This window comes from Polaribacter sp. R2A056_3_33 (assembly GCF_019278485.1).
Taxonomy (GTDB): domain Bacteria; phylum Bacteroidota; class Bacteroidia; order Flavobacteriales; family Flavobacteriaceae; genus Polaribacter.
Window position 1 is genome coordinate 50,539 of record NZ_CP058984.1, and the last position, 26,651, is coordinate 77,189.

Consider the following 26,651-nt stretch of genomic DNA (forward strand, 5'->3'; position numbering starts at 1 on the left):
TTTTCTAAAGTTTTTTTTAAGTATAATAAGACTAAAATAACACAGATGCAAGGGAATTTCAAAACAAAAAAAAAAGCCAACTTTAAAAAACAGCATTTTCTGTTTTTTATATAAGTTGGCAAATATGTTTAGCCCTGATTGAATGGTCTGTTTGAGCTCTTTTTTGTTTTTTCAACAAAAAAAGCGAGTAATGAAAGCGGGAAATAGCTACAAAAACTACTGATTCTCTTTAATAGAATCTATTTTTCTCTGAAGCTTTTCTATTTCTGTAAGTTTTTTATCTTGTGCAGAAAGTAGCTTAATAGAATCTAATATTTGCTGATTTTTATCTAGGTTAGAAATTAATTTTATAGAATCTAAAACTTGTTTGTTCTGTTCTAAAATTGTTTTTTGCTTTTCGAAATACAAATTACTTCCTTCACTAGTTTTCCAAGCTTCATTTAATTGGTTGTAAACCTCCTCGTTCCAAGTACTTGGTTTTTTAGCATTTATCCAAACTACATCTCTATATTCACTATCTATTAAGGCTAAATCTGGCGTTGCAGAGCCATCAAATTGTTCTGGATTATCTGAACTAATTGTAGAAACTGTTCCTAGAAAAAACATTCTTTTTCTACCTGCAATATTCTTAATATAAGGTCTAAATTCTACGGGGGTATTTGAGTTCCAATCATACTCTTTTTTAGATTCTTTTACTTTTAAAGGCATCGCAGAAACTCCTGCATATCCTTGTTTTTTTGATGCATGATCGTAAAAATAAAACTTATCTGTACCGTCTGCTGGGATAAATACACTGTAACTTAAACTGGTTCTTTCATTACCTACTGGCTCTAAACCAAACCAATGATATAAGCCGCTAAAAGCATCTGTTTTACTGTCTGAAAAATCGAAATCGGTTACATAAGGTTGTGCATTTTGATCTTTTGGTACCGTAGGAATTTTTACTGCACTTTCCATGTTCCAAGGTAATGGATCTGAAAATCCTGCTAAAAACTTTAAACTTTCTGCTTGCAAACGAGATACGAGCTCTGATAATGTGTTCTGTTTGGTTAAATAAGCATGATTTTTCATTTCATCTGGAGCAATATAAGTTCCTTTACCAATGGTAATTCTTTCTAAATAATCTATAATATCATGTTCTCCGTTTTCAATGACCATGACACCTCCAAAACTTGGATATGGAAAAAAGAAGCCTTTCCACTTTATTAAACTCACAACCTCTACCCAAGCTCCTTTATCATTTTTCATGTAATACGTGTCGCTTGGTTCGTAATTAAAAAGCATCCAAGGATTTAAACGTTGTACTACCGCATTGTAGGTATTTCTACTAAATTTTAAAGATTCTCCAATAGAAAATGTCACCGAGATTCTATTTTCTGATGAAAAACGAGGAAAAGGAGTTGTACTTGACACAGAAAACACCTCTTCTGTATTGTCTTTTAATCCTTGCCAATAGTATTTTTCTGTAGGCTGGATTGCCATAGTCCATTGATTATTTCCATCCACTCTTACCAAATGTGGCAACGAAACATCTTTGGTTTCTCCTACAGATTCGTTTGCCATAGAGAAAATGTTTCTTAATGGCTGAATTCTTTCATTTTGAGTTAATGGCAACTCATGAATTTCTATCTTATTTAAATCGTTAAATACGTTATAGGTTTTCATATAATCGTAGAATTGTAAATTCCAACCTACATAATATAAGATTCCAAAAAATGCTGATAAGAAAAACAAAATTCCGATTCTTTTTCCAACACCTACCGCTTTTCTAAAACCTCGTAAACTTAGAAACAGTAATGAAAAGCACAATAAAATTATGAAAATAAATTTTCTAACAAATATTAATGCTGGCTGATAATCATCTCTAAAAAAGAACAATAATGCCAATAATATTATTAAAAATATGATGACTCTTTTCTTTTGCTTTGCTCCTTTACTCCAATAATTCTTAATCATAACTACAAGTTTGAAGTATGAAGTTTGAAACTAGAAGTTTCTTACCCATACTTACTATTTTATTCTAATTAATTTTATACTATTTTTTTGATTAGTGCCACCAAATACTTATAAAAGTCCTTTATCTTTTAATCGTTCTCTTGCACTTTTCTCTGCTACTTTAGGCATTTCTTTTGTTACGTCAACTTCCTTATTATCTTTTTCTTTAAAATCTTCTACAAAATCTTTTCCTTTTTCTATAATTTCTTCTAATTTATCCTCGAAAGCCTCAGTCTGTTCTTCAATAATTTCTGAAGATTTAAAAATAGCTCCTGCAATATAAGTCCCAATCAAAGTTCCGAAAATCATGGATGCAAACAATGAAATTGTTGCATAATTTATGGGAATTAAAAATTGCACAATTAAAATTCCGATTAGAAATACAACAGCGATATAGACAAACCTTAAAACAAAATTCTGCTGAAACACAAAACCTTTTGTATCGGTATCTTTCATCTGTAATTCTTCTGAATTCATTACTTTATTGAAGAATAGATAAATTTTATTACCTCTTGATTCTCTCCAATAAATAACAATTCCGAATAAAATTGCTGCGATAAATATGATGATTTCTATGGTCATGGTTATAAAAAGATTGTAGTTATATATAAAATTAGTCTATTTTTTCTAAAAATTGTTACAAATTGTTTCTATTACCCAATCTTGGGTTGAATCTTCTAAAGTTTTAAAAACTTCGTAAAATTGTTCTTTGTCATACCAATACAAAAATAACACATCTTTTGGTGCAATGTTTACTAATAAACTCCAAATTAAATCTTGATGATTTGGTAATAATGAAGAGTGTGGTTTGTGCAGAGCCACATACATTTCTTCATCAATAAAATCTTTCGGATTTATGTTTTTAGAAATTTGCTGTTTTTCTAAAAACAACTCTAAACCCATTATTTTTTTTCTTGATGAAATATCTATTTTGTTTAAATAACTCTTAAATAAAATCCCCTCTTCTAAAATATCTTTAACAGAGTGTGTCGATTTTTTTAAATACGATGAAAACATATATTTCTGAATTCTCTTGTATCTTTTTTTAGTAGTTTCTTCTTCTAAATCTAACTCCAGAACATTATAACTGATTAATTTCTCAATCATTTCTTTATGTGAAATATGATACATTAAAACATCATACGTTGTATCTTGTATTGCCTCTTTGTAGGTTGCTTCATTTTGAAAAACAAGAACTGGTACTACTAAATCTCTTAATAAGAAAACACCTCCAAAAGCCTTTGTATAAAAAGAATCTGTTGTAAAAATAATTTCTTCTATACTTAAATTTCTCTCTCTTAAATCTCCATATTTCTTTGCAGATGTTATCAATTTATTGTGAATCTCTTCGTTTATAAAATTGTTATCAGCATTAAATAATTCAATTAATTGTAATTGCTCTTCTTTGGCTTTGTGTAATTTATCAATTAAATGAAACTTAATCGTAATGTCTTTGTACCTTAAAATATCTAAAGGTTCATAAAAAACATCTATTTTTTGATCAAACTCAATGCAAACAGCAGAATCTCTTGTAATATCGTTAATCGTTTTTTCATGTTTTTTAAACACCATTTTCATCAATTCTCTATCAAAAGAATTAAACGGATTGTATACAGGTAATCCTTTTTGTCTTGGAGTAATAATTATAGCGTAGGTATTTGCTTCACCATTATTTAAATAAAAGGGTTCCCCTTTTTCTTCTGCTATTTCCGGACTCCAACCTACTCCGTCTATTGAAAATGACGTCAATTTGGTTTTTGTAAACCCGAGTTTTACAAGACATTTATTATAACGTTCTACCAATTTTCCACTAACGTTAATGGACTCGCTTCTGTATAAATTGGCTTTTATTAGTTTTTGCATTTTTTAATTGTTACACAGAGTTTCACTTAATAATACAGAGAAACACGGAGTATTTTTTTTTACTCTTAATATTACTTTTTATTACTCTATTAATTTATGAATAATAGCATATTGCAAAAGTACAATAGTTCTTGTATCTACTATTTCTCCTTCATTTAACATTCTTACAGCTTCTGTAAACGGAATTTCTAAAACTTCTATATCTTCTGTTTCACTTTCTAAACCTCCACCTTCACTCACCTTCATATCGTCTGTATATTCACCCACAAAAAAGTGCATTTTTTCTGTTAAAACTCCGGGTGATGAATAACCTTCATATACTTTTTTAACAGACTTTAAACGAATCCCTACTTCTTCTTCGGTTTCTCTAATGATACATTGTTCTGGATTGTCTAAATCTAATAATCCAGCAGGAATTTCAATTAAGAATCCATCTTTATTATCGTGTAAAAAAGTAGGCAATCTAAATTGTTTGATTAAAACCACTGTTTTTTTGGTGGTATTGTACAACAAAATCCCAGCTCCATGACCACGTTCATAGACTTCTCTCATTTGATGTACCCACCTTCCGTCGGACATTTGATAATCGAAATTGAATTTATTTAACGTGTAATAATTATCTGATAATAATGTCTTTTTAATATTTTTTATTCTGATGTTACTCATTCTCAAAAGTTTTTCTTGCTTGTAAATCAATGTTCATTTGGTTGACTCTCGCATCTACTTTTCTCTTAAAATCTGTATCTGCAATCGTGGCAACATTATCTAAATAACGCACCACTTCTTGTCTTCTAATTTCAGAAAAATTAAGTCCTTTCATATTGCTTTTCATTAATTCTTGCAACATGTTAAATTTAGTTTCATATTTCTGTTTGAAATAAATTTCAGGATTTTCAAACCAATCTTGTTCTAAATCGAAATCTGTTAATCGCAATGAAATTGCAGACTGAATATTACGCACATCTCTCGATGAAAATAATGGAAATATTTTCTGAATTTCTTTGTATAAAATGGCAAAGAATAAATGCTCATTTGATCTATGATTTTTCTCTGCTCTATCATACGCTTCTAAAACTCTTTCTTCGGATGGTTTTTCTACAGAACTCAAAATTTCTCCCATACTTTTAGCCAATCCTTGATCTTTTAAAAACTGATAATTAGCAGGATTTTGCATGTTCACAAAATCTGGAATTGTTTTTTCAAATTTCTTCCACCAAATATAATCCTGATCTAAAAAATCGTGTTCTGTTCTTGCTCCATCAATTTTAAACCTTCCTTGTACACGAGAAATTACCGCTTTGTCTAACATTTCTGGCAAATTGGTAAATAAACCGATAGAAGAATTCCCATAATTTACAGCATAAGCGCCTTCTGTATATCGTAAGAAAACTCCAATAACTTCTTTAACTCCTGCAGAAACTCCTTGCGTTGTTCTTTCTTGTAAATTGTTTTCTGCATCATCAATAGGTGCAAAAATTAACTTTGTTGGATCTTGCATTGGTTTCATCCATTCTACCATTTTTTCTGCAGATCCTCCTTGAAAAGTAGAAATCAACGTATCTGGCATTGGATGAAATAAAAACGGAATGTCTAAATGATCTGAATGCTCTTTTAATCTTGTTGCAATGGCTGCAATTAACATACTTTTTCCCGTTCCGGGGATTCCATACCCCATAAAAACAGGCATAAAACCACCCAATTCTTGAAACGGGTTTTTCTTCGCCTCAAAATCGTAACTTAACATTCTTTCTGTTAATCTACGTGCAAAATGTTTAGCGTCTTTATTACCAACAATTTGCTCGAACTGAATTTTATTAAATTCAATACTTTTTGCGGTTCCTGAAAATGCATTTTCCCATCCTGATACCGAAAAATCAGAATTTTCTAATTTATAGGTTCTGTCTACTATGGTTTCTGTGTATTCTAAACTGCTTTTACGTAATTGAATTTCATCAATTAAAGCTTCAAAATAAACCATTGTAAAATCAATAACATCTTTGTCTGATTTTACAATATCTGGATGTCCTAAATATTTATCAAAATAAAATAAAGTACAAGCAATTCCCTTTAAAGGTGATAATAATGATACTTCTGGAATCCCTGCAAACTTCTGCTTCATTACAGATAAATCATCTGAAGCATGTGGTTTTAAATCGTGTAAAATTTTATACGAAATTGCAAATAATTGAAAAGCGGTTGCGGTTTGCATTTTGCTTTCAAACTCTCGTTTTCCTTGAGAATCTAATGCCGATTTTCGCTCATGCAAACTAGACAATCCTGAGGCATCGTAATAATTATCTTTAATCCAAATTCCTAAAGTAAGTCCTTCTTGCACTGCATACAACGTCTGATTCAAATACACAGGTATTGCTATAGAATCTGGTAATAAACGCTTTTTTAGAGCTAAAATAGTTTTAGAAACAGAGGTAACTTCTACATTGCTTCCTGAATTAGCTCTTGACAAATACAATAAAATCGATTCGTCTTTTGCGTCTTTATTTTTTGCTCTATCACTTTGTTCCCATTGAATACTTTTTAAATAACCAGAAGCTTCATCTCTGAGCATATCTAGTTCATTCTGTTTTATTGGGAAGGTTGAGTTGTGGTTCATAGTTTTTCAGTATGCAGTTGGCAGTTTTACACTGCTGTTCCTATTCTGCTTATTATTTTTTTTTCTTCTTTCTCTTTTTTTTATTTCACAAACTTGCTGACTGTAAACAGCCTACTGAAGACTGCTTACTTTAGAGCGCTTACTTCAATAGGAGGTTTTGCCAATTTATCTAACGTTCTTGGCGTTTGATTATGTAATAATTGAATAATTCTGTGAGGTGCAAAAACATATTTTTGTTGAATTACTTCACTCCATTTTTGCATGGTTTGTTTAGAGAAAAAACTTCCTTCTGTAAAAGTATCTCCAGAAAAAACTTCGTCAATTTTTAATGATAAAGCATACGATTCTAAAGCTATTTCTTTTTTAGCAATTCCACTTAAAATAGCATGTGTAATTTCATTTTCGTCTTTTGCAAATACATTATGAAACGGGCCGAAATCTATTCTTTTAAGATGTTTTGGCTGAATATCTGGTAATTTTCGATCGATATTGTATGCCATTGTATCTAAAGACATTTCTCTATCAGCAGTTTCTTTTAAGACTTCATAGATTTTTTCTTTGTCTATTTTTCCATCATAATTAAAATACATATAACAAATAAAAGGTCGGTTATGACTAACGTCGTAAAAACTCCAACTTGTCATATATTGATAATTCTGACCTTGTTTAGCTGTTAGAATTTTACCTTGTACAAATCTGTTAAAAATGTATTTTTTTTCTACAGAAGTATAATAAACAAAAGAAGAAGCTTTAAATAAATCTAACTTTTTAATGGGTTGTTTTTTTACTAAAAGTGTGTTTAGAAATTCAGCTTTTAGAGTATCTACATCTTTTAATTTATCTAAATACTGATTTCTTAACTCTAAATCGTTGTACAAAAATCGAAATTCTAAATAATTAGGAAACCCAGAATCTGTTAAATCGACTTTCATATTATCTTCTTCATCGTACATATATTTAATACGCATGGCTTCTATAGAATATAAAAGTAAATCTGAATATTGCTTAAAAAGTAACAATTCTTGATGTGTGCATAATTTTTCTTGTTGCACACTTACAATGAGTTCTTTTAATACAAAATCTACCATTTTATGATAAAAAACATATTGTTCTTTTGAATCTAAAAGTGCAGAATCTAAAGGTGTTGTAATCATTTTTAAAATTTAAGAATATCGTTTAAAGTTTTCTTAATTACTTCAATATCTTTTAAAGGAATTTTACCTATTTTTTTATCCAACCTTGTTTTAGAAACAGAACGAACATGAAAAGTCAACACTTCTGAAGTCTTTTCTAATCCGTTTATTTCATTTGGGTTGATAATTAAATTTCCTTTATAATTTTTAATACTTGTGGTTAATGGACAAACAATTACAACTTGTAAATGTTTATTTAACATATTACCACTTATAATAACTGCTGGTCTTCTACCGCTTTGTTCACTACCTTTTGTAGGATTTAAATACAGTTCCCAAATTTCTCCTTGTTTCATTTAGTTAGAATCTGCATCGTTAAGTTCTGTAAAATATTCTTGCATGCCTTCTTCTGCAATCAATAAAATATCTTGGTCCGTAGCAGCTTGCTTATAAGACTTTATATAACTCGCTTTTTCTATTTGTTCTAAATACAATTCTAAAGCATTTTCTATTAACCTATTTTTAGGAAGTTTTAACTCTTTTGCCAATACAGATAATTTTTCTAAAAGACTATCTGGTAAAGAAGATGTGAATGTTGCCATTTTATATTTATTTTTCACAAATATAATACATATTTACTGTTTACAATTATAAATTAAGAAATAAATATCTTTAACTTAAGCAATTAGCTAACAAATAAGCCCGCGTTAAGGATTGAAATGACATCCTTTTTTCTTTTTCAGAAAAAAGATATAATGAAAAGCCTGACCTTCTTTTTGTTTTTCAAAAAAGAAGGTAACGCCCAAAATATTTTTCTTAACAACAATTTTCAGGCAAAAGCTAACTGCTTACTACAACTGAAAACTGAATACTTTTTACCCTAACAAATCGTCGTTAGAAGTATCTGTTTTTGGTTTTGCTGCAGGAGCATCCGTTCCTTTTGGTGCAGTTGCATCTGCTTTGTAATAGTCTTCAAAAATCTCTTTCATGTCTATTCCGTAACGGTCTGCAAAGTTTTTTTGAATGTCGATATCTTTCTCTCTAATTTCGTGCAAAGCCTCTGCGTAAGAGCTATAAACACCCGTCATTACTTTTTCGTGAACCGGAATATTATCCATCATTTCTTGACGCGCTCTAGCACTTGCAGAATGCATAGACGCTAAAGTTTCTCCGATATGCTCATCTGTTTTTACGCCTAAATGCTCTAAAATTGCCGCAAATTCTTGGTCTGTTCTTGCTTTTAATGCAACCACATAACCATCATAATACTTTAACCTTTCTTCTGTATCCGACTTTAATTTTGCTCTATGAGTTTGTAAATTAGAACGCAAAGAAGTTAATACTTTAATGGTTAAATTGTGTTTGTGCACAAAACTATCTTTACTGGCTGCCAAGGTTGTGTAGGCATTTTTAAGACCTTCTAACTCTTCTACTTTTTGCTCAATAGCAGTCATTTTACCAATCGCTTCTGAATAGGCAGTAGATTGTTTGTCTACAATTTCTTCTAATTCTTGTCGAGATTGTTTTAACAACGCATATTGTTCTTCTAATTGCGCTTCTACTTCTTTCTTTTTAGCTAACGCTTTTGTATGGTTTTTAGAAGCTTCTACAATAGCATCTTTTAACTTTTCTTCTACTTCTTTTATTTCTACTTCTCTATTTTTTAAACGTGTAACTGCTGCTTGAGATTTGTAGGAAAGCTCACTTAATAACGTTTGAATATCGGCACTTTCTATACGTTGCTGAAATAATGCTTTTGCTTTATTATCTGCACCTGCACGTAGTTTTTCTGCTGCTGCAAATTCTATTTCTTCTTTTTTAATCTTCGATTTTCTACCCCATAAATTGTTCCACCAAGTATCGGCTTTATTTTGGGCATCTTCTAACTCTATTCTTGCTCGTTCTAATCCTTTTTGAGCATCGTCTATTACTTTTTGTTCTGATGGGTTTAAGGCTGAAAATTTCTCAAACATAATACCAACTTCATCTTGGTAATCTGTTAAGTCTTTTATAGCATCTAAAAGCGTACTTCTGTCTTTTTCTGCCATGTGCACAACATCATCTAAGGTTGCGTTTAGAATTTTTTGGCGAGACTCTGGATCATCTTCTTGTGCCAATTTAGATTTCATGGTGTCAATCGCTTTCCCCCAATTTACATCTACTTTTTCAGTTTTTTTGTTTGCACTAGTTTCTAGTAAATCAAAATCATCAGACATAGTTTTTTTATTTTTTTAGTTGAACACGTTATTAGACTAGCAATTTCGTTAAAAATTTTTAATTAAATACAAAATCACATCTAAATATATGTAGCTCAGATTCTTTATTTGTTACAATTAATTTAATATTTTTAAAGTTTTAATGCATATAAAGCTACTTTTTGACAAGATTTCAAATAATAATACTTCCAAAAAAATATTTAATTCTATTTTTTACATGTTTCAACTATTTTTTAACACAATAAAATGATAGGACTCTATAAATAGTTTTATTTTTATTTTTTAAAACCCTCAATTTGAAAATAAAACTACTTTTATTACTTATTCTTATTAGTATCAATACTTTCTCGCAAAGAGAAACAGATCATTGGTATTTTGGAGATAAAGCAGGCATTCATTTTAATAAAGAAAATGTAGATGTTTTAGAAGACAGCCAAATGACAGTTCTTAAAGGCTCTTCAAGTATTTCGGATAACCAAGGAAACTTATTATTTTATACAGACGGACAAACCATCTGGAATAAAAATAATGAGATAATGATAAATGGTGAGGGCTTAAATGGCGAGTTAAACAACACGCAATCTTCGATAATTATACCTAAGCCAAATAGTGATTCTACTTTTTATGTTTTTACAACTAGAAAAACAGAATTAAGTTCTCCCTTAGTTTATCCTATGATTTATCATTCAGAAATAGAATTTTCAACTTCAAGACCTTTAGGCTGGGTTAAATACAAGAACATGCCACTTATACATTCCACAGCAAATAAAATTACCGCTGTACACCATAAAAACGGTAAAGATGTTTGGGTTATAACTTACGGAAGTAATGCATATGAAGCTGAAAATGATATTTTTTACGCTATTAAAGTTACAGAAGATGGTGTAGAAAGACCATTTACAACAACACAACTTGAGTATGTAAAATATGAAAATAGTTATGATGGAGAAATGACAATTTCTCCTGATGGAAGTACCATCGCTTTATATAATGATGGTCTTATCAGGTTTTTTAATTTTGATAGCAATACCGGTATTTTATCAAAATTAAAATATGTAACCATAGCAGAATTTGGTGGAGCTGGTTATGCCGCTTATGGACTTACTTTTTCTCCTGATTCTAAATTTTTATATTATTCTGCAAGTTATAGTGGTCAAACCTATAACATAATGCAATTAGAAGTAGCCAATACAAATGAAAGTTATAGAGGAACCCCCGTATACTCTGGTCCACTAGACATACTGCAATCTTCTATAAGCTTAGGTACAGACGGAAAAATATATATTGCACAATCAACCTATGAAAATCTATATGATATAAATGGTTATAAAATTGGTTATAACCTATTTCCTGTCCAAACTCTTAGTATTGTACATGAGCCTAATAAAATAGGTGCTTTGGCAAACTACGAACATGAAGCTCTAAATTTAAAAAGTGGTGCTTCTTATAGAGGCTTGCCTAATTTTATTCAATCTTATTTTAGAAATAGAATTGTTACTCAAAATGAATGTATTACAGATACTTTTAACTTTAGTCTAGACTCTTATAATACAATATCTAATGCCCAATGGGATTTTGGCGATGGAAATTCTGCTTCAGGTTTATCTTCAGATCATCAATACGCATCCGAAGGTAATTACCTAGTAACCTGCACCGTAACAATTAACGGAACCGATATTCCTTTTTATAAAGAAGTAACAGTTTATCCATTACCTGTTTTAACTCCAGACCAAAAATTAATACAATGTGATGTTGATAATAATGGAATCGATTTTTTTGATTTAACTGATATTGGAGATAAAATAGTTAAAGATGCCTTTAATAAAGCGTATCTTTTCTACAAAAACAGCATAGATGCAGAAAATGATGAAAACCGCATACCAAATCCAAAAAACTTCGAAAATGAAAGCAATCCTCAAGAACTTTTTGTAAAAGTTATTTCGGAAAAAGGCTGTGGAAACATTACTAACTTTTTTATTGAATCTAAGTTTGTTTCTCTTGGTACCATTGACACGTATTATACCTGTGATAGCTCAGACAATTTAAATGGAGACAGTATTGGATATTTCGATTTAAGAACAAAAAGCACTGAAATTATAGACCAATTTAGTTTAGATTCTAAAAATACAATTCGTTTTTACCCAACATTATTAGACGCACAAACCACAGAAAATCAACTTCCTTATAAACTTAATACGCCATCTACAACTATTTATGTTCGAGTAGATAATGAGTTAGGTTGTGGCGGAATGGAGCCTATAAATTTAGTAGTAAATCCTACTCCCAAAATAGAGCTACAAGACAGTTACACTATTTGTTTTAATCCAAATGTAAACCCAATTACCCTAACAGCAGATGCTAGCAATGATTTATATGAATGGAGAGATAGTTCAGACAATATTATAAGCACAAACAAAGACTTTAAATTAAATGCTATCGGAGATTTTTCTTTAACGGTTTACAAAACCGAAAACGGAATAACCTGTACTAGTTTTAAAGAATTCACAGTAATTAATCCGCCAGCGGCAACGATTTACTACATCAATGTAAACACAGAAGACGAAGCCAATAATATTATTGATATTAGTCTTGACGGTAACAGTACCTATGAATTCTCATTAGATAATAACACCTTTTTTGGTAATGGAACTTCACATACTTTTACGCATGTCACTCCAGGATCAAGAACTATTTATATAAGAGATCTTAATAATTGTGAACCTCCAGTGCAAACCGATGTTTCAGTAATTGGGTATAGAAAGTTTTTTACACCAAACAATGATAATAAAAACGACTATTGGAATGTAAAAGGAATAAATAGCACTTTCTTTAAATCTGTTAAAATATTTATTTTTGATAGATACGGTAAAGCAGTCTACCAAATTACAGATTTCAATAATCTAGGTTGGGACGGAACCTATAATGGTAAACCGCTGCCTTCTAACGATTATTGGTTTCAATCTGAAATTATTGACAACAACGACCAATTAATTAAAGCTTCTGGAAATTTTAGTTTAATAAGAAAGTAATAATCTTTTTTCTATCCGTATTTTTACATCATGGAATTTAAATTGGTATCAGAATTTTCTCCTACGGGAGATCAACCACAAGCAATAAAAGAACTTACACAAAGTGTTAATGATGGCGAAAAATATCAAACGCTTTTAGGTGTAACAGGTTCCGGTAAAACATTTACCGTTGCTAACGTGGTAAAAAATGTAGACAAACCTACCTTAGTTTTAGCGCACAATAAAACATTGGCGGCACAATTATATTCTGAGTTTAAACAATTCTTTCCTGATAATGCCGTAGAATATTTTGTTTCGTACTATGATTATTATCAACCAGAAGCATATATTCCCGTTACCGGAACCTTTATTGAAAAAGATTTATCTATCAATGATGATATAGAACGTTTGCGTTTAAGCACTACTTCTTCTCTACTTTCTGGTAGACGAGATGTTATTGTAATTGCATCGGTTTCTTGTTTGTATGGTATTGGAAATCCGGTTGAATTTAAGAAAAACGTCATTCCCATTCATGTTGATCAACAAATTGCAAGAACAAAATTTTTACATCAACTAGTACAAAGTTTATATTCTAGAACAGAACACGAAATAAAAAGCGGAACCTTTAAAGTAAAAGGAGATGTGGTTACCATTTATCCGTCTTACGGAGACAATGGCTATAGAGTCCATTTTTTTGGTGATGAAATTGAAGAAATAGAATCATTCGATTTAGAAAGTAATACCGTTTTAGAAAGCTTTAGTGAACTGACCATTTACCCAGCAAACTTATTTGTAACGTCTCCAGACATTTTACAAAATGCCATTCATCAAATTCAGGAAGATATGATGAAACAGGTAGATTATTTTAAAGAAATAGGCAAACATTTAGAAGCAAAACGTTTAAAAGAGCGAACAGAATTCGACTTAGAAATGATTCGTGAATTGGGTTATTGTTCTGGTATTGAGAACTACTCTCGTTATTTAGACGGACGAGAACCTGGTACAAGACCGTTCTGTTTGTTAGATTATTTTCCGGATGATTATTTAATGGTTATTGATGAAAGCCACGTAACCGTTCCGCAAACACACGCTATGTATGGTGGCGATAGAAGTAGAAAAGAAAATTTGGTGGAATACGGTTTTAGATTACCTGCTGCAATGGACAATCGTCCGTTAAAATTTGAGGAGTTTGAAGAAATTCAGAATCAGGTAATTTATGTATCTGCAACGCCTGCAGATTACGAGTTAGAAAAAACAGAAGGTGTTTTTGTTGAGCAAGTAATTAGGCCTACTGGCTTGTTAGATCCGGTAATTGAAATTAGACCAAGCTTAAATCAGATTGATGATTTAATTGAAGAAATTCAACAAAGAGTAGAAAAAGACGAACGTACTTTGGTGACTACACTTACCAAAAGAATGGCAGAAGAATTGACTAAATATTTAACAAGAGTCGATATTCGTTGTCGTTATATTCATTCTGATGTTGATACTCTTGAGCGTGTAGAAATTATGCAAGATTTGCGTAAAGGTTTGTTTGATGTTTTAATTGGTGTCAACCTTTTACGTGAAGGATTAGATTTACCAGAAGTTTCTTTAGTCGCAATTCTAGATGCCGATAAAGAAGGTTTTTTACGTTCTCACCGTTCTATTACACAAACCGTTGGTAGAGCTGCAAGAAATGTAAATGGTTTGGCAATTTTATATGCTGATAAAATGACCAACAGCATGCAAAAAACCATTGACGAAACCGAACGCAGGCGAGAAAAGCAAATTACCTACAATACCAAACACGGCATCACTCCGACTCAGATTAACAAAAAAATTGATGATACTTTGTCAAAATCTGCTGTTTCTAGTTATCATTACGATAATGCAAAACAGGTTGCCGCGGAACAAGATTTACAGTATTTACCAAAAGAGGAAATAGAAAAACGTATTAGAGAAAAACGCAAGCACATGGAAGCTGCCGCAAAAGAATTAGACTTTATTGTTGCTGCAAAATTACGTGATGAAATTGCGGTTTTGAGAGAAAAATTGTAATAAATAATTCCATATTTTTTTTTACAAAATTATTTTTTAAAACTTCTTTTGAATAAAATTTAAGTAAAATAAACATTAAGTTAAGTCGAATAAAAAAGCAAAAAAAAACCAATTCTATTAATAGGTTTTAATATAGATAATTATCAATAGTTAAGTAAGGTCTTATTTATATTTTCACAACAATAATTAAAACAATGAAAAAGATAATTACTCTTATTATCCTATTTATAGGATTAAATTCAATTGCCCAAAATAAATTTGAAAAAGGTTATTTTACAACTATAGATGGAAACAAAACTGAATGCTTAATTAAAAATGAAGATTGGAGGCAAATTCCATCTCAATTTCAATTTAAATTAACTGATAAATCTGAAGTTAAAAAAATACAATCTAATCAGTTAAACGTATTAGAAATCTATAATAAATTCTTATTTGAAAAACATAAAGTAGACATTAACAAATATTCTAATAATTTAAATAACCTGAGTAATAAAAGGGTCTCAATATTTAAAAATAAAAACTTGTTCTTAAAAGTAATAATAAAAGGAAAAGCAAGTCTATTTAAATATTCAGATAACGGAGTTGATTACTTTTTTTATAGTATAAATTCAAAAATTAAACCTTTAGAGTATAAAAAATATAAGAATAATAAAGGTGGTATTTCTGAAAACTTAAATTACCAAAAAACGTTGAGGGATGAATTAAATTGTAAAAACATTAATTCTAACATTAAATATAGAGAAGATAGTTTTATCAACTTTTTCTCAAAATTCAACTCATGCTCTAATAGTTCAAATAAATTATATATAAAAAAAAACAGAAAAGGTAAATTTAATATTTATGGTAAAATAGGTTTTGGACTATCATTATTAGATTTTACTTCTACCCCAGCAATTAATTTAGGTTTAGAATTAGAATATATTTTCCCTTTCAATAATAATAAATGGTCTCTATTTACTGAGCCTACTTATCAGTCTGCTTTCAAAACAATTAATATAGATGTAGTTACAGGATATACACTTTATGCACCACCATCAAACCCAAATGCAATTGTTGGCTTACCGATTTATAGTAGTGAAAAAGTAAAATACAGCTCTTTAGAAATACCCATTGCAATAAGACATTATCTATTCCTTAATAATAAAAAAGTTTTATTTATTAATTCGGGTATTAACTTAGACTTTCCTATAAAATTTAATGAAAAGGAAACTAAAATGAATAAAAACATAAGTTTTCTTTTAGGAATTGGATACCACTTTAATAATAAACTCAGTATAGAAGCACGTTATAATGCACCTAAAAAAATAACTTCAGAAAGTAATACTGAATATCCAAACATTCAAAGTTTCATGATTAAATTAGGATATTCTTTTAATTAAAAAATTACAAACTATACATTAAAAGAACTATGAAAAAAATAATATCAATTCTATTAATACTAATATTGCTTTCATGCTCAAACGATGAGTCTCTTCCTCATCAAAATTCAAATCCTGAAGAAATAAAACTAGAAAAAATTTCTTTTGAAGGAAAAACAGTTACTATAGATTGGAATACTGTTTTAGATGCAGATGATGATCTTATATATTATAGCTTATATATAAATTCTATTTTAGTAGAAAAAACAACTAAATCTATAAGCACATCACTCTTAGAATATAACAATGAATATAGAGGTAGAATCATTGCCACAGATAAAAACGGAGGAGTTTCTGAATTAGAATTCACTTTTGAAAGCCCTAAAAGTAAAATCCTACTTTTTTCAGATTCTTCTCAAAACTTAATAGCATATGATTTAATTACAAATAAGACTTTGTGGGAATCTAGCACTTCGTTTATTGAAGCTCATACAGCTTATAAAGACATGATTTTTTCAGGTGTAAAGGGATTAAACGGTATTAACATCCTTACAGGTGAAATTGAATGGACAATCAGTCCGGGTACTAATTATAATGAATATAGAAACATTATTACAGATAATACCAATGTATATGCTTTTGATGCAAGTAGTAAACTTTATTGTGTAAATATTGAATCAAAAGAAAAATTATGGGATCGTAGTTTTCTTAATTATTACGCAACACTATCTATCGATGAAACTAGAGTCTTTGTAAGCAGTAGAAATAATGATCATTTATACGCCATAAATAAAGTATCAGGACAAACAGATTGGAGTCTAAGGTTAAACGCAAGCTATAAATTTTTAACCAATCCTTTAATTAATAACGACCAAATATATATTGGGGATTACTATGGTATATTTTATGCATTGAATAAAAATAACGGAAGTAAAATATGGACTGTCGATATGGGAAGATATAATTCCTTTTTTGCAGCACCCACAATATTCGAAAACACTATAATAACAGGAACCTATAGCACTCTTTATGCTTTGTATGAAAACAACGGCAATATTAAATGGACTTACAAACCTGAAGGAACAATAGAAACTTCTCCTTTTATACACAACAACAATATTTATATTGGTTTATCTAAAAATGGAACAGCAGAATTAGTCTGTTTAAATGCTGAAGACGGCGGTTTTAAATGGAAATATGATTTAAGTTCTAAAACAACTACTTCTCCTATTGTTTACGAAGGCATTGTCTATATCGGTGATTGGGATAATAACTTCTATGCAATTAACGCGACTAATGGTAGCTTAGAATGGAAACTACAAACAGATAATCCTATTATAAAGTCTCCAATAATTATTATTGGAAACAGTGATACTGTAATTTATCCTAGTTCTCACGGCTTAAAAAACTAACAAAAATCCCCTATAAAATGATTAAAAAAATCACAATATTAGTATACATAATATTTGCTCTTATAGCATGTTCTAAAGACGATGAACCCGATTTACCAATTGTTTTAAGCAATCAGAACACCATTAACTCATTTGACCTTACTATTAACGGAGAAATTATAAACGGAACTATAAACCAAATAGACAAAACAATACTATTTAGTTTAGCTGGAGCTGACATTTCTGCCTTAAAGCCTTCAATTGATTATTCTGAAAACGCAAATATATCACCTAACATAAACGAATCTCAAAATTTTAATAATGAAGTAGCATACACTGTATATGCAGAGAATGGAGACCCTAATATTTATAGAGTTATTGTTAACAATAGACCACTTAATTCAGAAAGTGAAATACTATCCTTTTCGGTCCTTGTTGAAAATAAAACTATTGAAGCCTATATTAATAAAGACAACAAAATTATTAATTTTAATATGGGAACATTAGATAAAAGTTCGCTTTTACCTACAATATCAATTTCTGAAAACGCTACAATTTCTCCTGATATTACAATTCCTCAAAACTTTGAAGAACCAGTTAATTATACCGTTACCGCAGAAAACGGAGATAAAACGGAATATACAATCATTGCTAATATGCCCCAAATTAGCGACAATAGTAACTCTTCATCGGCCCACCTTTACTATATTAGAGCAGATTTACGTATTTCAGGTCAATTTTTAGACATGGATAAACCTGGTGCAGAAATCTACTTATACGATGGTAGTAATAAATATGAACTAAATATTTTAAGCCAAAATAGCTATTCTTCTCAAGAAAACATTATTGAATATAGTCTAAATACTAAAATTACAGAAAATATACCAACTTACGGTAATTACAAAATAGTATATCAAACAAATTCAATACGTATAGAATCAAGTCAATTTATAGATATACTTGCAGAAAGTGCTCCTAAATTCATTTCATTAAATCAAGATTCTTTTTCTTACAATGATATTTTAAAGATTACTGGTGAGAATATTACACAAACAATTGCAATTCCTTCAAATGGCTCTATATTTCAAATACAAAATTCTTCCAACTACGATTACACTGTAAATAGTGATAAAACTCAGGCAACATTAACACTTGATTACTATTATTTGTTTCCGGCATACTTTGGAAATCCTGCAGCTCCAAAGACTATTACTTTTTGGGGACCAGGAAGAAGGATAGGCGAATCATTTACAACTATATTCAATTAAATTTATCTAATAATACTATTAAAGAAGATTAAAAGTTATTATAAAACAATGAAAAATTAAGTTTTCAAAACTGTAATTTTTCTAATACACTTTTTGCTAAATAAAAAAATGCCTCAATTACTTGAGGCATTTTTAATATAGCGTAATACTAAAATAAAGTATTCTACTTTACTACTACTCATACTTTTTTCAAATAACAAACCACCTTTATAGATTCCTTTCAAAACAGGACGTATATATTCCTAACAAACAACTTTCTTATATAATGCCAAGTAATGCTAGAATAATAGGAGTAAATATAGCAGTAAACAATCCGTTTAAAATAAGCCCCATACTTGAATATGCTCCAAATCGTTGACTTATAGCCATCGCCTGAGCCGTTCCAAGCCCGTGACTTGCGGTCCCCATTGAAAGACTTTTAGACATTGGGTTACTCACTTTAAATAGTTGTAAAATTTTAAAACCTGCTACTGAACCAAAAATTCCTACCATAACAACCATTGATGCAGTAAGAGATGGAATCCCCCCTATTGACTGTGAAATATCAATAGCAAGCGGAGTCGTAACAGACTTAGGTGCTATCGAAATTATTACATCATTTGAAGCTCCTAACCACTTAGCAATAAGAACCCCCGAAATTATACCTACTATAGAACCTACTAATTGTGAAATAAAAATAGGGATCACTTGTTTTTTAATTTTACTTAACTGAAGATATAACGGTACTCCTAATGCTACAATTGAAGGTTTTAGAAAAAACTCAATAAACTTACCTGCCTCATGATAAGTCTCATAAGAAATACCTGCTAATTTTAAAATGCCTATTACAGCAATTATTGTTATTAATATAGGATTTAGTAGAACTGAGTTGGTTTTATTTTGAAGATATTTTGTCAACCAATAAATACCTACAGTTATGGTTAACAACATATAAGGTTCTGAAATCAGTTTCATTTTTTATCTTTTGTTAGTTTCTTCAATCTTATTTTCCTCAACACTTGATGTGTAAAACTAGTGCTTAGTAAAACTAAAACAGTACTCCCCAGAATTGCTGCTAGTATTGGTACTAGTTCTTTTGAAATTAAATCAAGATAACACATAATAGCTACGCCCGGTGGTATAAAAAAGAAGACCATGTTATCTAAAAGAAAATCAGCAACTTCCTGTATCCATTTAAGTTTAATTACTTTAAATTGAAGTCCTGCTGTTAATAACAACATACCTATGATACTTGAAGGGATTTTAATTCCAGTGAAATAAACTATAATCTCACCTAGAGCAAGACACATGAGTATTATGAATAATTGTCTAATCATACTATTATTTTTCTACTACAAAAGTAGTGTTCTATAAAAAGATAGAGCTGATAATTCTCATGAAACAACAATATTATTTTCTATAATATTTACATAAAAAAAGAAAGATTCATTAATAGAAATTAAGGATAAAAAAAATGATTTTAAAAGACAAAAAACGAACCTTATAGAAACCCCAAATAATACACTTTGCAACTACTCAATACCTTTTTTCAAAAAGGTAAATTAACTTTATAGATTTCTTTTAGAATTAAACTGAGAACTATTCCTAAATAGTTACAAGAAATAAGAGTACTAGCAAAAATTTATTATAGTCACTAAATTATTACTTTTTTAAAACAAAACTTGTAGGATTTTGATTGAAAAAAGAATGTTTCAACTCTTGATTTCTTAACTTAAAAAAGTAACTTAGCTAACATTAAATCTAAAAACGCGGCATATTCATCTTAACGTTACCAGCAATTAAAAACAATAAAAAAGATTAATTAACAGAACAAACAATATAATGGAAACGATATATATTGCAGGGGGCTGCCTTTGGGGTGTTCAAGAGTTTTTCAAACACATACCAGGTGTACTTGAAACCAAAGCCGGAAGAGCTAATGGAATTACCAAATCTACTAAAACAAGCTATGATGGTTTTGCCGAATGTGTCAAAATAACCTTTAACCCTAAGGTTATTTCAGTTGAAGATTTAATACATCATTTATTAGAAATTATTGATCCTTATAGTATCAACCAACAAGGAAACGATATCGGAGAGAAATATCGCACAGGCTTTTACAGCGATCATCAAAAGCATCTGTTAAAAGCAAAAAATTGTATTCAAAAAATAGAACAGACATTAAACCTTAAAAATAAAACCATAAAAAAAATAGCGATTGAAGTGCTTCCTTTAACTAATTTTATCCCGAGTGATGAAGAACATCAACATAGATTAACCTTGCACCCGAATGATCATTCTTATTGCCACATTCCTTTAGACATACTGTATAAGTATAAAAAAAAGGTAAGTAATAATTAGCTAGGTAGCTAGAATTCTCCAAAGTCTGTTATTAAAATGAAGTATAGAAAAGAGAATCTTAATCAGTCTTTATACTTTTAATTAATAAGGATTTAGAGCTATTTTTTTTATTCAGATATTCATTAAGTGCAAGAGAAGCAAAAATAAGACTTCCACCAATTAAAATCTTTTGAATATCTGCCTCTTTATTCCAAATAACAAGGTTGACAATTAATCCTATTGGAACTAATGCATTATTCATAATTGCTAACGATCCTGTATTTACCATAACAACACCTTTGTTCCAAAAAAAATAACCTAGTCCAGAAGCCACAGCGCCCAAATATATTAATACTCCCCATTGAACAGATGTGGTTGGCAACTTTTCTGTTGCCCCAAAAATGAAAAAAGCAATGAGTGCTACTAGAAATGCTCCAATAAAGAACAACCCAAAAATAGTATGCTTTGGAGTACTTTTTAATTCAGGCGTAGATTTTAATAAATATTTATAAGCGATTTGACCTACAGCAAAGCAAAGGTTAGCACCTTGGGTAATCATAAAACCTAAAAATACATTTTCACTAATACTTGAGTATTGAATATAAGCAGCTCCTAAAACAGCTATTAAAGCAGTAAGCAGATGTCTTTTATGAAATTTTTTACTTAAAAAATCATTTAATAAAGTAATGTAAATTGGTGTCAGCACACTAAAAAGTAACACTTCTGGCACCGTAAGAAAACGAAACGATTGAAAGTAAAAACAATACATTAAACCCAATTGAACTGAACCAATTGCAATAAGTTTGTAAATTGTTGCTACTTTAATTTTCTTCAGCTTTAAAAAAGGTAAAAAAAGCATTGTAGCAACACCTATACGCATCAATACTGAAAACCAAGCATCAACAAACCCAGAAAGATATACACCAATTAAGCTAAACGAAAAAGCCCAAATCATAGTAACTCCAAATAAATACTTCATAAAAAAACTAGATAAACAATAATTAATTAGACACCACTTAAAAAACAAAAAATTAACTAAAAAAAGACAATGATTTTTAATGAATCTTCTAGTTACAATTAACAAAGCACTAAACAAAATCACTGTTTGATGTGATGATGGGACAAAGAAAAATAAAAAAAGTGACAAAAAAATTATAAATTAAAATATCTCACTTTTTATGAGTAATGATAATATTAAAATGTGGTAAACTTATTTTACTAAAAAATAAGTTTGACAGAACAAATATTAATCGTAATATTGCAATGAATAAATAAAGAAACAAAATGGGATTGGCAAAAACTGAAATGTTTACGGATCAACAAAATGAAATAGCATTGTTTGCTAAAGTTTTTGGTCATCCAGCAAGAGTAACTATTTTACAACATTTGTTTAAGATTGATTCTTGTGTTTGTGGTGATTTAGTAAGTGAAATCGGATTGGCACAACCTACCATTTCTCAACACTTAAAAGAATTAAAACATTTAGGGTTGATAAAAGGAAGTGTAGAAGGGACAAGTGTTTGTTACTGCATTCATAAAGAAAACTGGACCGCAATGAAAATAGTAATGTCAGATTTTTTAGATCAAGATTTATCTCAAAAAACAGATTGCTGTTAAAAAAATTTACAAATATTAATCGCAAAATTGCAATAAACAAATATATCAAGATGAAATTATCAGAAGTAAAAGTAGCTCTAAAAGCTTTAAAAACAATTGGTTTTCAATTACCAAACGGAGAATTAGTACCAAATCATTTTCATGTAACAGAAGTGGGGAAAATCACCAAAAATTTTATTGATTGCGGCGGAACCGTTAGAAACGAAGAAGTAGTAAACTTTCAACTTTGGAATGCCGATGATTATGACCACAGATTGCACCCAGAAAAATTATTAAATATTATAGAGCTTTCTGAAAAGGTTTTAGCCATTGGAAATTTAGAAATTGAAGTAGAATACCAAGCAGAAACTATTGGTAAATTCGGACTTGATTTTGATGGAACAAACTTCTTACTAACTTCTAAGCAAACAGATTGTTTAGCCAAAGACAATTGCGGAATTCCGGAAGAAAAAACAAAATTACAATTTTCAGAAATAGCTACAGGAAATTCTTGTGCTCCAGGAAGTGGATGTTGTTAAACTAAAAAAAAAATCAACTTAAATAAAAATGATCACAACACAAACAACACTGTTTTCAGAAATAGAAAACGTAATTAAAGGTTTAAACTTTGCAGCCATAACAGAAGAACGTAAAACCGTTTTACAACCTTTGGCAGATTATATTAAAACCAAAGTTTCTAATCAACAAGAAATTAGAATCAACTTTATTTGTACGCATAATTCTAGAAGAAGCCATTTATCTCAGGTTTGGGCACAAGCAATGGCTAGCTATTTTAACGTTAAAAATGTATTTTGTTATTCTGGAGGAACAGAAGCTACTGCTCTTTTCCCGATGGCTGCAGAAACGTTGAAAAATCAAGGTTTCCATATTAAAACAATTTCAGAAGGTAAAAACCCTGTTTATAGTATAAAATACGGAGAGAATGCACATCCTATTATTGGGTTTTCTAAAAAGTTAGATGACGATTTTAATCCGAAATCTGAATTTGCTGCTATTATGACTTGCTCGCAAGCGGATGGTGGTTGTCCGTTTATTGCTGGTGCAGAAAAACGTATTCCAATAACTTTTGAAGATCCAAAGGCATTTGACAATACACCTCAACAAGCAGAAAAATACCAAGAAAGAAGCTTGCAAATTGCAGCGGAATTATTTTACATTTTCTCACAAGTAAATTTATAAAAATGGCTTCAAAAAAATTAAGTTTTCTAGACAGTTATTTAACTTTATGGATATTTGTTGCCATGGCAATTGGAGTAAGTTTGGGGTATTTTATTCCTACTTTTCCAAACATTATAAATTCCTTTAGCAGCGGAACTACAAATATTCCTATTGCAATTGGCTTAATATTAATGATGTATCCGCCTTTGGCGAAAGTAAACTACGCACTATTACCTAAGGTTTTTAAGAACACAAAAATCTTATCCATTTCACTAATTTTAAATTGGATTATTGGTCCTGTTTTAATGTTTATTTTGGCAATTACATTTTTACGTGACTATCCAGAATACATGGTGGGACTTATTTTAATTGGTTTGGCTCGTTGTATTGCAATGGTTTTGGTGTGGAATGATTTAGCAGAAGGAAGCGCTGAATACGGAGCTGGACTAGTGGCTTTAAACAGTATATTTCAAGTTTTTGCATATAGTTTTTATGCATGGCTTTTTATCACTGTACTTCCACCCTATTTTGGTTTTGAAGGTGCAATTGTAGATATTTCTGTAGCCACTATTGCTGAAAGTGTTGCTATTTACTTAGGTGTCCCGTTTCTATTAGGTATTTTAAGTAGATTAATTTTAGTGAAATTAAAAGGAGAAGATTGGTACACAAACAAATTTATCCCTACAATTTCTCCATTAACCTTAATTGCATTGTTATTTACCATTGTAGTGATGTTTTCTTTAAAAGGAGAATTAATTGTAGAGATACCTATGGATGTATTAATCATCGCTGTTCCTTTATTAATTTACTTTACATTGATGTTTATTATTGGATTTTTCTTTACCAAAGCATCAGGGGCAGAATATGATAAAACTGCAGCCGTGGCATTTACAGCTGCAGGTAATAATTTTGAATTAGCAATAGCAGTTGCCATTGCTGTTTTCGGTTTAAACTCCGGACAGGCTTTTGCAGGTGTAATAGGTCCTTTAGTAGAAGTGCCTGCTTTAATTTTATTAGTACGTGTTTCTTTTTGGTTGAAGAAAAAATATTACAATAAAGCCTAGTTTTATAAACATTTTACTATATAATGAGTTAAATTTGTGTAAACCATCTTAAGAAATTGCATAAATGAATTTAACCATTGAAAACATACTATTAGTAGGATCTATACTCCTTTTTATAAGTATTATTGTTGGTAAAACCTCCTATAAATTTGGAGTACCAACTTTAATACTTTTTTTAGCTATCGGAATGATGGCAGGATCAGAAGGGATTGGCGGTATTAATTTCGATGATCCAAAAATGGCACAATTTATAGGGATTGTTTCACTTAACTTTATCTTGTTTTCTGGTGGTTTAGACACCAATTTTAAAGCAATAAAACCAATTTTAAAAGAAGGTCTAGTTTTATCTACTGTAGGTGTTTTACTTACGGCACTTTCCTTAGGTACTTTTGTTTGGTTTGTTACGGACTTTACGATATACGAAAGTTTACTTCTAGGCTCTATTGTTTCTTCTACAGATGCAGCTGCCGTTTTTTCCATTTTAAGATCAAAAAATTTAGCTTTAAAAAATAACTTAAGACAAACTTTAGAGTTAGAAAGTGGTAGTAACGACCCAATGGCATATGTATTAACATTGGCTTTTTTAACTTTAGTAATCAACCAAGATTTAAGTATTGCTTCTATAATTCCAACATTTTTTCAACAAATGATTTTTGGTGGAATCGCAGGTTTTGGTTTTGGTAAATTAAGCGTATTTATCATCAATAAAATCAAACTTGACTTCGAGGGTTTGTATCCTGTTTTAGTCATTGCCCTTATGTTTATTACTTTTTCGGCTACAGATGCAGTTGGCGGAAATGGTTTTTTAGCAATTTACATTTGTGCTGTTTATTTAGGAAATCATGATTTAATACATAAATCGACCATTCTAAAAATGTTTGATGGTATGGCGTGGCTTATGCAAATTGTATTGTTCCTGACTTTAGGTTTGCTTGTTTTTCCTTCAGAGATAATCCCTTATATGGGCGTTGGAATCTTAATTTCTATATTTTTAATTTTAATTGCGAGACCAATAAGTGTTTTTATTAGTTTACTATTTTTTAAAATGAAACTTCGTAGACGTCTCTACATTTCTTGGGTTGGTTTACGTGGCGCTGTGCCTATTGTGTTTGCCACCTATCCGCTTTTAGCGGGAATAGACAAAGCAAATGTTATTTTTAATATTGTCTTTTTTATCTCGGTAACCTCTGTATTAATACAAGGTACCACATTATCTCTTTTTTCTAAATGGTTAAATGTTGCGCTACCAGAAAAATTAAGTCCGGTTGCAGAGAATGATCGTTATATTTTGAATTTACCAAAATCTGCTATGAAAGAATTAAAAATTCCAGCAGACAGTACAGCTGTTAATAAACGAATTGTAGATTTACACTTTCCAACTTGTGCCTTTATAAGTATGATAAAAAGAGACGGTAAATTTGTGCGCCCAGGGGGAGCAACTGTTATTGAAGCAAACGACACGCTTGTAATATTGCTAGACAATGATCACAGTATAAAAGAAGTTTGTGACGTATTTAATAAATACGGAATGAGTTATATTGAAAATGTAACAGAGTAATAAAAACGAACCTTTTTTAGTCTTATAAAATTGAAAAATACTGATATCTTAT

General features: G+C 30.1%; 23 protein-coding genes. 11 read left to right on the forward strand and 12 right to left on the reverse strand.

Translation table 11 applies throughout. The features are described 5' to 3' along the window. Positions 1–216 precede the first annotated feature (216 nt). The 9 genes from H0I29_RS00265 to H0I29_RS00305 all read right to left on the reverse strand — a co-directional run bounded on the left by H0I29_RS00265 (position 217) and on the right by H0I29_RS00305 (position 9,818). Entirely contained in the window at positions 217–1,956 is a 1,740-nt protein-coding gene (locus H0I29_RS00265; protein WP_218754003.1) for a hypothetical protein, read from the reverse strand. A 108-nt stretch (positions 1,957–2,064) separates the two neighbouring features. After that, positions 2,065–2,577, reverse strand: a complete 513-nt coding sequence (locus tag H0I29_RS00270; protein ID WP_218754004.1) for a hypothetical protein — start codon at positions 2,575–2,577, stop codon at positions 2,065–2,067. Between the two features lie 45 nt (positions 2,578–2,622). Next, positions 2,623–3,858 carry a DUF6638 family protein gene (locus H0I29_RS00275; protein ID WP_218730983.1) on the reverse strand — a complete coding sequence of 412 codons (1,236 nt, stop codon included), beginning with the start codon at positions 3,856–3,858 and terminating at the stop codon, positions 2,623–2,625. An 81-nt stretch (positions 3,859–3,939) separates the two neighbouring features. Further along, a complete protein-coding gene (locus tag H0I29_RS00280; RefSeq protein WP_218754005.1) occupies positions 3,940–4,524 on the reverse strand; it encodes an NUDIX domain-containing protein in 585 nt (194 codons plus the stop codon). Further along, a complete protein-coding gene (locus H0I29_RS00285) occupies positions 4,517–6,469 on the reverse strand; it encodes an AAA family ATPase (RefSeq protein ID WP_218754006.1) in 1,953 nt (650 codons plus the stop codon). The genes H0I29_RS00280 and H0I29_RS00285 overlap by 8 nt, the downstream gene beginning before the upstream one ends. Positions 6,470–6,594: 125 nt before the next feature. Continuing rightward, positions 6,595–7,623 carry a hypothetical protein gene (locus H0I29_RS00290; protein ID WP_218754007.1) on the reverse strand — a complete coding sequence of 343 codons (1,029 nt, stop codon included), beginning with the start codon at positions 7,621–7,623 and terminating at the stop codon, positions 6,595–6,597. Between the two features lie 2 nt (positions 7,624–7,625). After that, a complete protein-coding gene (locus H0I29_RS00295; protein WP_218754008.1) occupies positions 7,626–7,958 on the reverse strand; it encodes a type II toxin-antitoxin system PemK/MazF family toxin in 333 nt (110 codons plus the stop codon). After that, the gene (locus H0I29_RS00300; RefSeq protein ID WP_158838426.1) at positions 7,959–8,204 is read right to left on the reverse strand and encodes a ribbon-helix-helix domain-containing protein; all 246 of its coding nucleotides are present in this window, start codon (positions 8,202–8,204) and stop codon (positions 7,959–7,961) included. A 273-nt stretch (positions 8,205–8,477) separates the two neighbouring features. After that, the gene (locus H0I29_RS00305) at positions 8,478–9,818 is read right to left on the reverse strand and encodes a microtubule-binding protein (RefSeq protein WP_218754009.1); all 1,341 of its coding nucleotides are present in this window, start codon (positions 9,816–9,818) and stop codon (positions 8,478–8,480) included. A 296-nt stretch (positions 9,819–10,114) separates the two neighbouring features. Between H0I29_RS00305 and H0I29_RS00310 the strand changes: the two genes are divergently transcribed. The 5 genes from H0I29_RS00310 to H0I29_RS00330 all read left to right on the forward strand — a co-directional run bounded on the left by H0I29_RS00310 (position 10,115) and on the right by H0I29_RS00330 (position 18,883). Then, positions 10,115–12,847, forward strand: a complete 2,733-nt coding sequence (locus H0I29_RS00310; protein ID WP_218754010.1) for a T9SS type B sorting domain-containing protein — start codon at positions 10,115–10,117, stop codon at positions 12,845–12,847. 30 nt (positions 12,848–12,877) lie between these two features. Beyond that, on the forward strand, positions 12,878–14,866 hold the full coding sequence (gene uvrB, locus H0I29_RS00315) for an excinuclease ABC subunit UvrB (protein ID WP_218754011.1): 1,989 nt from the start codon (positions 12,878–12,880) through the stop codon (positions 14,864–14,866). Positions 14,867–15,060: 194 nt separating this feature from the next. After that, complete coding sequence (locus H0I29_RS00320; protein WP_218754012.1) at positions 15,061–16,245, forward strand: PorT family protein; 1,185 nt, start codon at positions 15,061–15,063, stop codon at positions 16,243–16,245. Between the two features lie 29 nt (positions 16,246–16,274). Next, positions 16,275–17,636, forward strand: a complete 1,362-nt coding sequence (locus H0I29_RS00325) for a PQQ-binding-like beta-propeller repeat protein (RefSeq protein WP_218754013.1) — start codon at positions 16,275–16,277, stop codon at positions 17,634–17,636. 17 nt (positions 17,637–17,653) lie between these two features. After that, positions 17,654–18,883, forward strand: coding sequence for a DUF5018 domain-containing protein (locus tag H0I29_RS00330; protein WP_218730992.1), 1,230 nt, complete (start codon positions 17,654–17,656; stop codon positions 18,881–18,883). A gap of 258 nt (positions 18,884–19,141) precedes the next feature. Here the strand turns inward: H0I29_RS00330 and H0I29_RS00335 are convergent, their stop codons facing one another. Next, positions 19,142–19,837, reverse strand: coding sequence for an LrgB family protein (locus H0I29_RS00335; protein WP_218730993.1), 696 nt, complete (start codon positions 19,835–19,837; stop codon positions 19,142–19,144). After that, positions 19,834–20,199, reverse strand: coding sequence for a CidA/LrgA family protein (locus H0I29_RS00340; RefSeq protein WP_218730994.1), 366 nt, complete (start codon positions 20,197–20,199; stop codon positions 19,834–19,836). Before H0I29_RS00340 ends, H0I29_RS00335 begins: the two co-directional genes overlap by 4 nt. A gap of 505 nt (positions 20,200–20,704) precedes the next feature. Here H0I29_RS00340 and H0I29_RS00345 point away from each other — a divergent pair. Further along, positions 20,705–21,223 (forward strand): peptide-methionine (S)-S-oxide reductase, encoded by a 519-nt coding sequence (locus tag H0I29_RS00345; protein WP_218754014.1) that lies wholly within the window; start codon positions 20,705–20,707, stop codon positions 21,221–21,223. Between the two features lie 58 nt (positions 21,224–21,281). Here the strand turns inward: H0I29_RS00345 and H0I29_RS00350 are convergent, their stop codons facing one another. Further along, on the reverse strand, positions 21,282–22,181 hold the full coding sequence (locus tag H0I29_RS00350; protein ID WP_218754015.1) for an EamA family transporter: 900 nt from the start codon (positions 22,179–22,181) through the stop codon (positions 21,282–21,284). Between the two features lie 305 nt (positions 22,182–22,486). Between H0I29_RS00350 and H0I29_RS00355 the strand changes: the two genes are divergently transcribed. From H0I29_RS00355 to H0I29_RS00375, 5 genes are all read left to right on the forward strand, one after another. Continuing rightward, positions 22,487–22,819 carry a helix-turn-helix transcriptional regulator gene (locus H0I29_RS00355; protein ID WP_218754016.1) on the forward strand — a complete coding sequence of 111 codons (333 nt, stop codon included), beginning with the start codon at positions 22,487–22,489 and terminating at the stop codon, positions 22,817–22,819. 50 nt (positions 22,820–22,869) lie between these two features. Then, the gene (locus H0I29_RS00360; RefSeq protein WP_218754017.1) at positions 22,870–23,337 is read left to right on the forward strand and encodes a DUF6428 family protein; all 468 of its coding nucleotides are present in this window, start codon (positions 22,870–22,872) and stop codon (positions 23,335–23,337) included. 28 nt (positions 23,338–23,365) lie between these two features. Further along, entirely contained in the window at positions 23,366–23,998 is a 633-nt protein-coding gene (locus H0I29_RS00365) for a low molecular weight phosphatase family protein (protein WP_218754018.1), read from the forward strand. 2 nt (positions 23,999–24,000) lie between these two features. Continuing rightward, positions 24,001–25,041: an ACR3 family arsenite efflux transporter gene (gene arsB, locus H0I29_RS00370; protein ID WP_218754019.1), complete on the forward strand. Its 1,041-nt coding sequence runs from the start codon at positions 24,001–24,003 to the stop codon at positions 25,039–25,041. 64 nt (positions 25,042–25,105) lie between these two features. Beyond that, positions 25,106–26,599: a potassium/proton antiporter gene (locus tag H0I29_RS00375; protein ID WP_218754020.1), complete on the forward strand. Its 1,494-nt coding sequence runs from the start codon at positions 25,106–25,108 to the stop codon at positions 26,597–26,599. Positions 26,600–26,651 lie beyond the last annotated feature (52 nt).

Coding starts and splice junctions, on each gene's coding strand:
- H0I29_RS00265 (WP_218754003.1), bottom strand. CDS start 1,956: ATGATTAAGAATTATTGGAGTAAAGGAGCAAAGCAAAAGAAAAGAGTC.
- H0I29_RS00270 (WP_218754004.1), bottom strand. CDS start 2,577: ATGACCATAGAAATCATCATATTTATCGCAGCAATTTTATTCGGAATT.
- H0I29_RS00275 (WP_218730983.1), bottom strand. CDS start 3,858: ATGCAAAAACTAATAAAAGCCAATTTATACAGAAGCGAGTCCATTAAC.
- H0I29_RS00280 (WP_218754005.1), bottom strand. CDS start 4,524: ATGAGTAACATCAGAATAAAAAATATTAAAAAGACATTATTATCAGAT.
- H0I29_RS00285 (WP_218754006.1), bottom strand. CDS start 6,469: ATGAACCACAACTCAACCTTCCCAATAAAACAGAATGAACTAGATATG.
- H0I29_RS00290 (WP_218754007.1), bottom strand. CDS start 7,623: ATGATTACAACACCTTTAGATTCTGCACTTTTAGATTCAAAAGAACAA.
- H0I29_RS00295 (WP_218754008.1), bottom strand. CDS start 7,958: ATGAAACAAGGAGAAATTTGGGAACTGTATTTAAATCCTACAAAAGGT.
- H0I29_RS00300 (WP_158838426.1), bottom strand. CDS start 8,204: ATGGCAACATTCACATCTTCTTTACCAGATAGTCTTTTAGAAAAATTA.
- H0I29_RS00305 (WP_218754009.1), bottom strand. CDS start 9,818: ATGTCTGATGATTTTGATTTACTAGAAACTAGTGCAAACAAAAAAACT.
- uvrB (WP_218754011.1), top strand. CDS start 12,878: ATGGAATTTAAATTGGTATCAGAATTTTCTCCTACGGGAGATCAACCA.
- H0I29_RS00320 (WP_218754012.1), top strand. CDS start 15,061: ATGAAAAAGATAATTACTCTTATTATCCTATTTATAGGATTAAATTCA.
- H0I29_RS00325 (WP_218754013.1), top strand. CDS start 16,275: ATGAAAAAAATAATATCAATTCTATTAATACTAATATTGCTTTCATGC.
- H0I29_RS00330 (WP_218730992.1), top strand. CDS start 17,654: ATGATTAAAAAAATCACAATATTAGTATACATAATATTTGCTCTTATA.
- H0I29_RS00335 (WP_218730993.1), bottom strand. CDS start 19,837: ATGAAACTGATTTCAGAACCTTATATGTTGTTAACCATAACTGTAGGT.
- H0I29_RS00340 (WP_218730994.1), bottom strand. CDS start 20,199: ATGATTAGACAATTATTCATAATACTCATGTGTCTTGCTCTAGGTGAG.
- H0I29_RS00345 (WP_218754014.1), top strand. CDS start 20,705: ATGGAAACGATATATATTGCAGGGGGCTGCCTTTGGGGTGTTCAAGAG.
- H0I29_RS00350 (WP_218754015.1), bottom strand. CDS start 22,181: ATGAAGTATTTATTTGGAGTTACTATGATTTGGGCTTTTTCGTTTAGC.
- H0I29_RS00355 (WP_218754016.1), top strand. CDS start 22,487: ATGGGATTGGCAAAAACTGAAATGTTTACGGATCAACAAAATGAAATA.
- H0I29_RS00360 (WP_218754017.1), top strand. CDS start 22,870: ATGAAATTATCAGAAGTAAAAGTAGCTCTAAAAGCTTTAAAAACAATT.
- H0I29_RS00365 (WP_218754018.1), top strand. CDS start 23,366: ATGATCACAACACAAACAACACTGTTTTCAGAAATAGAAAACGTAATT.
- arsB (WP_218754019.1), top strand. CDS start 24,001: ATGGCTTCAAAAAAATTAAGTTTTCTAGACAGTTATTTAACTTTATGG.
- H0I29_RS00375 (WP_218754020.1), top strand. CDS start 25,106: ATGAATTTAACCATTGAAAACATACTATTAGTAGGATCTATACTCCTT.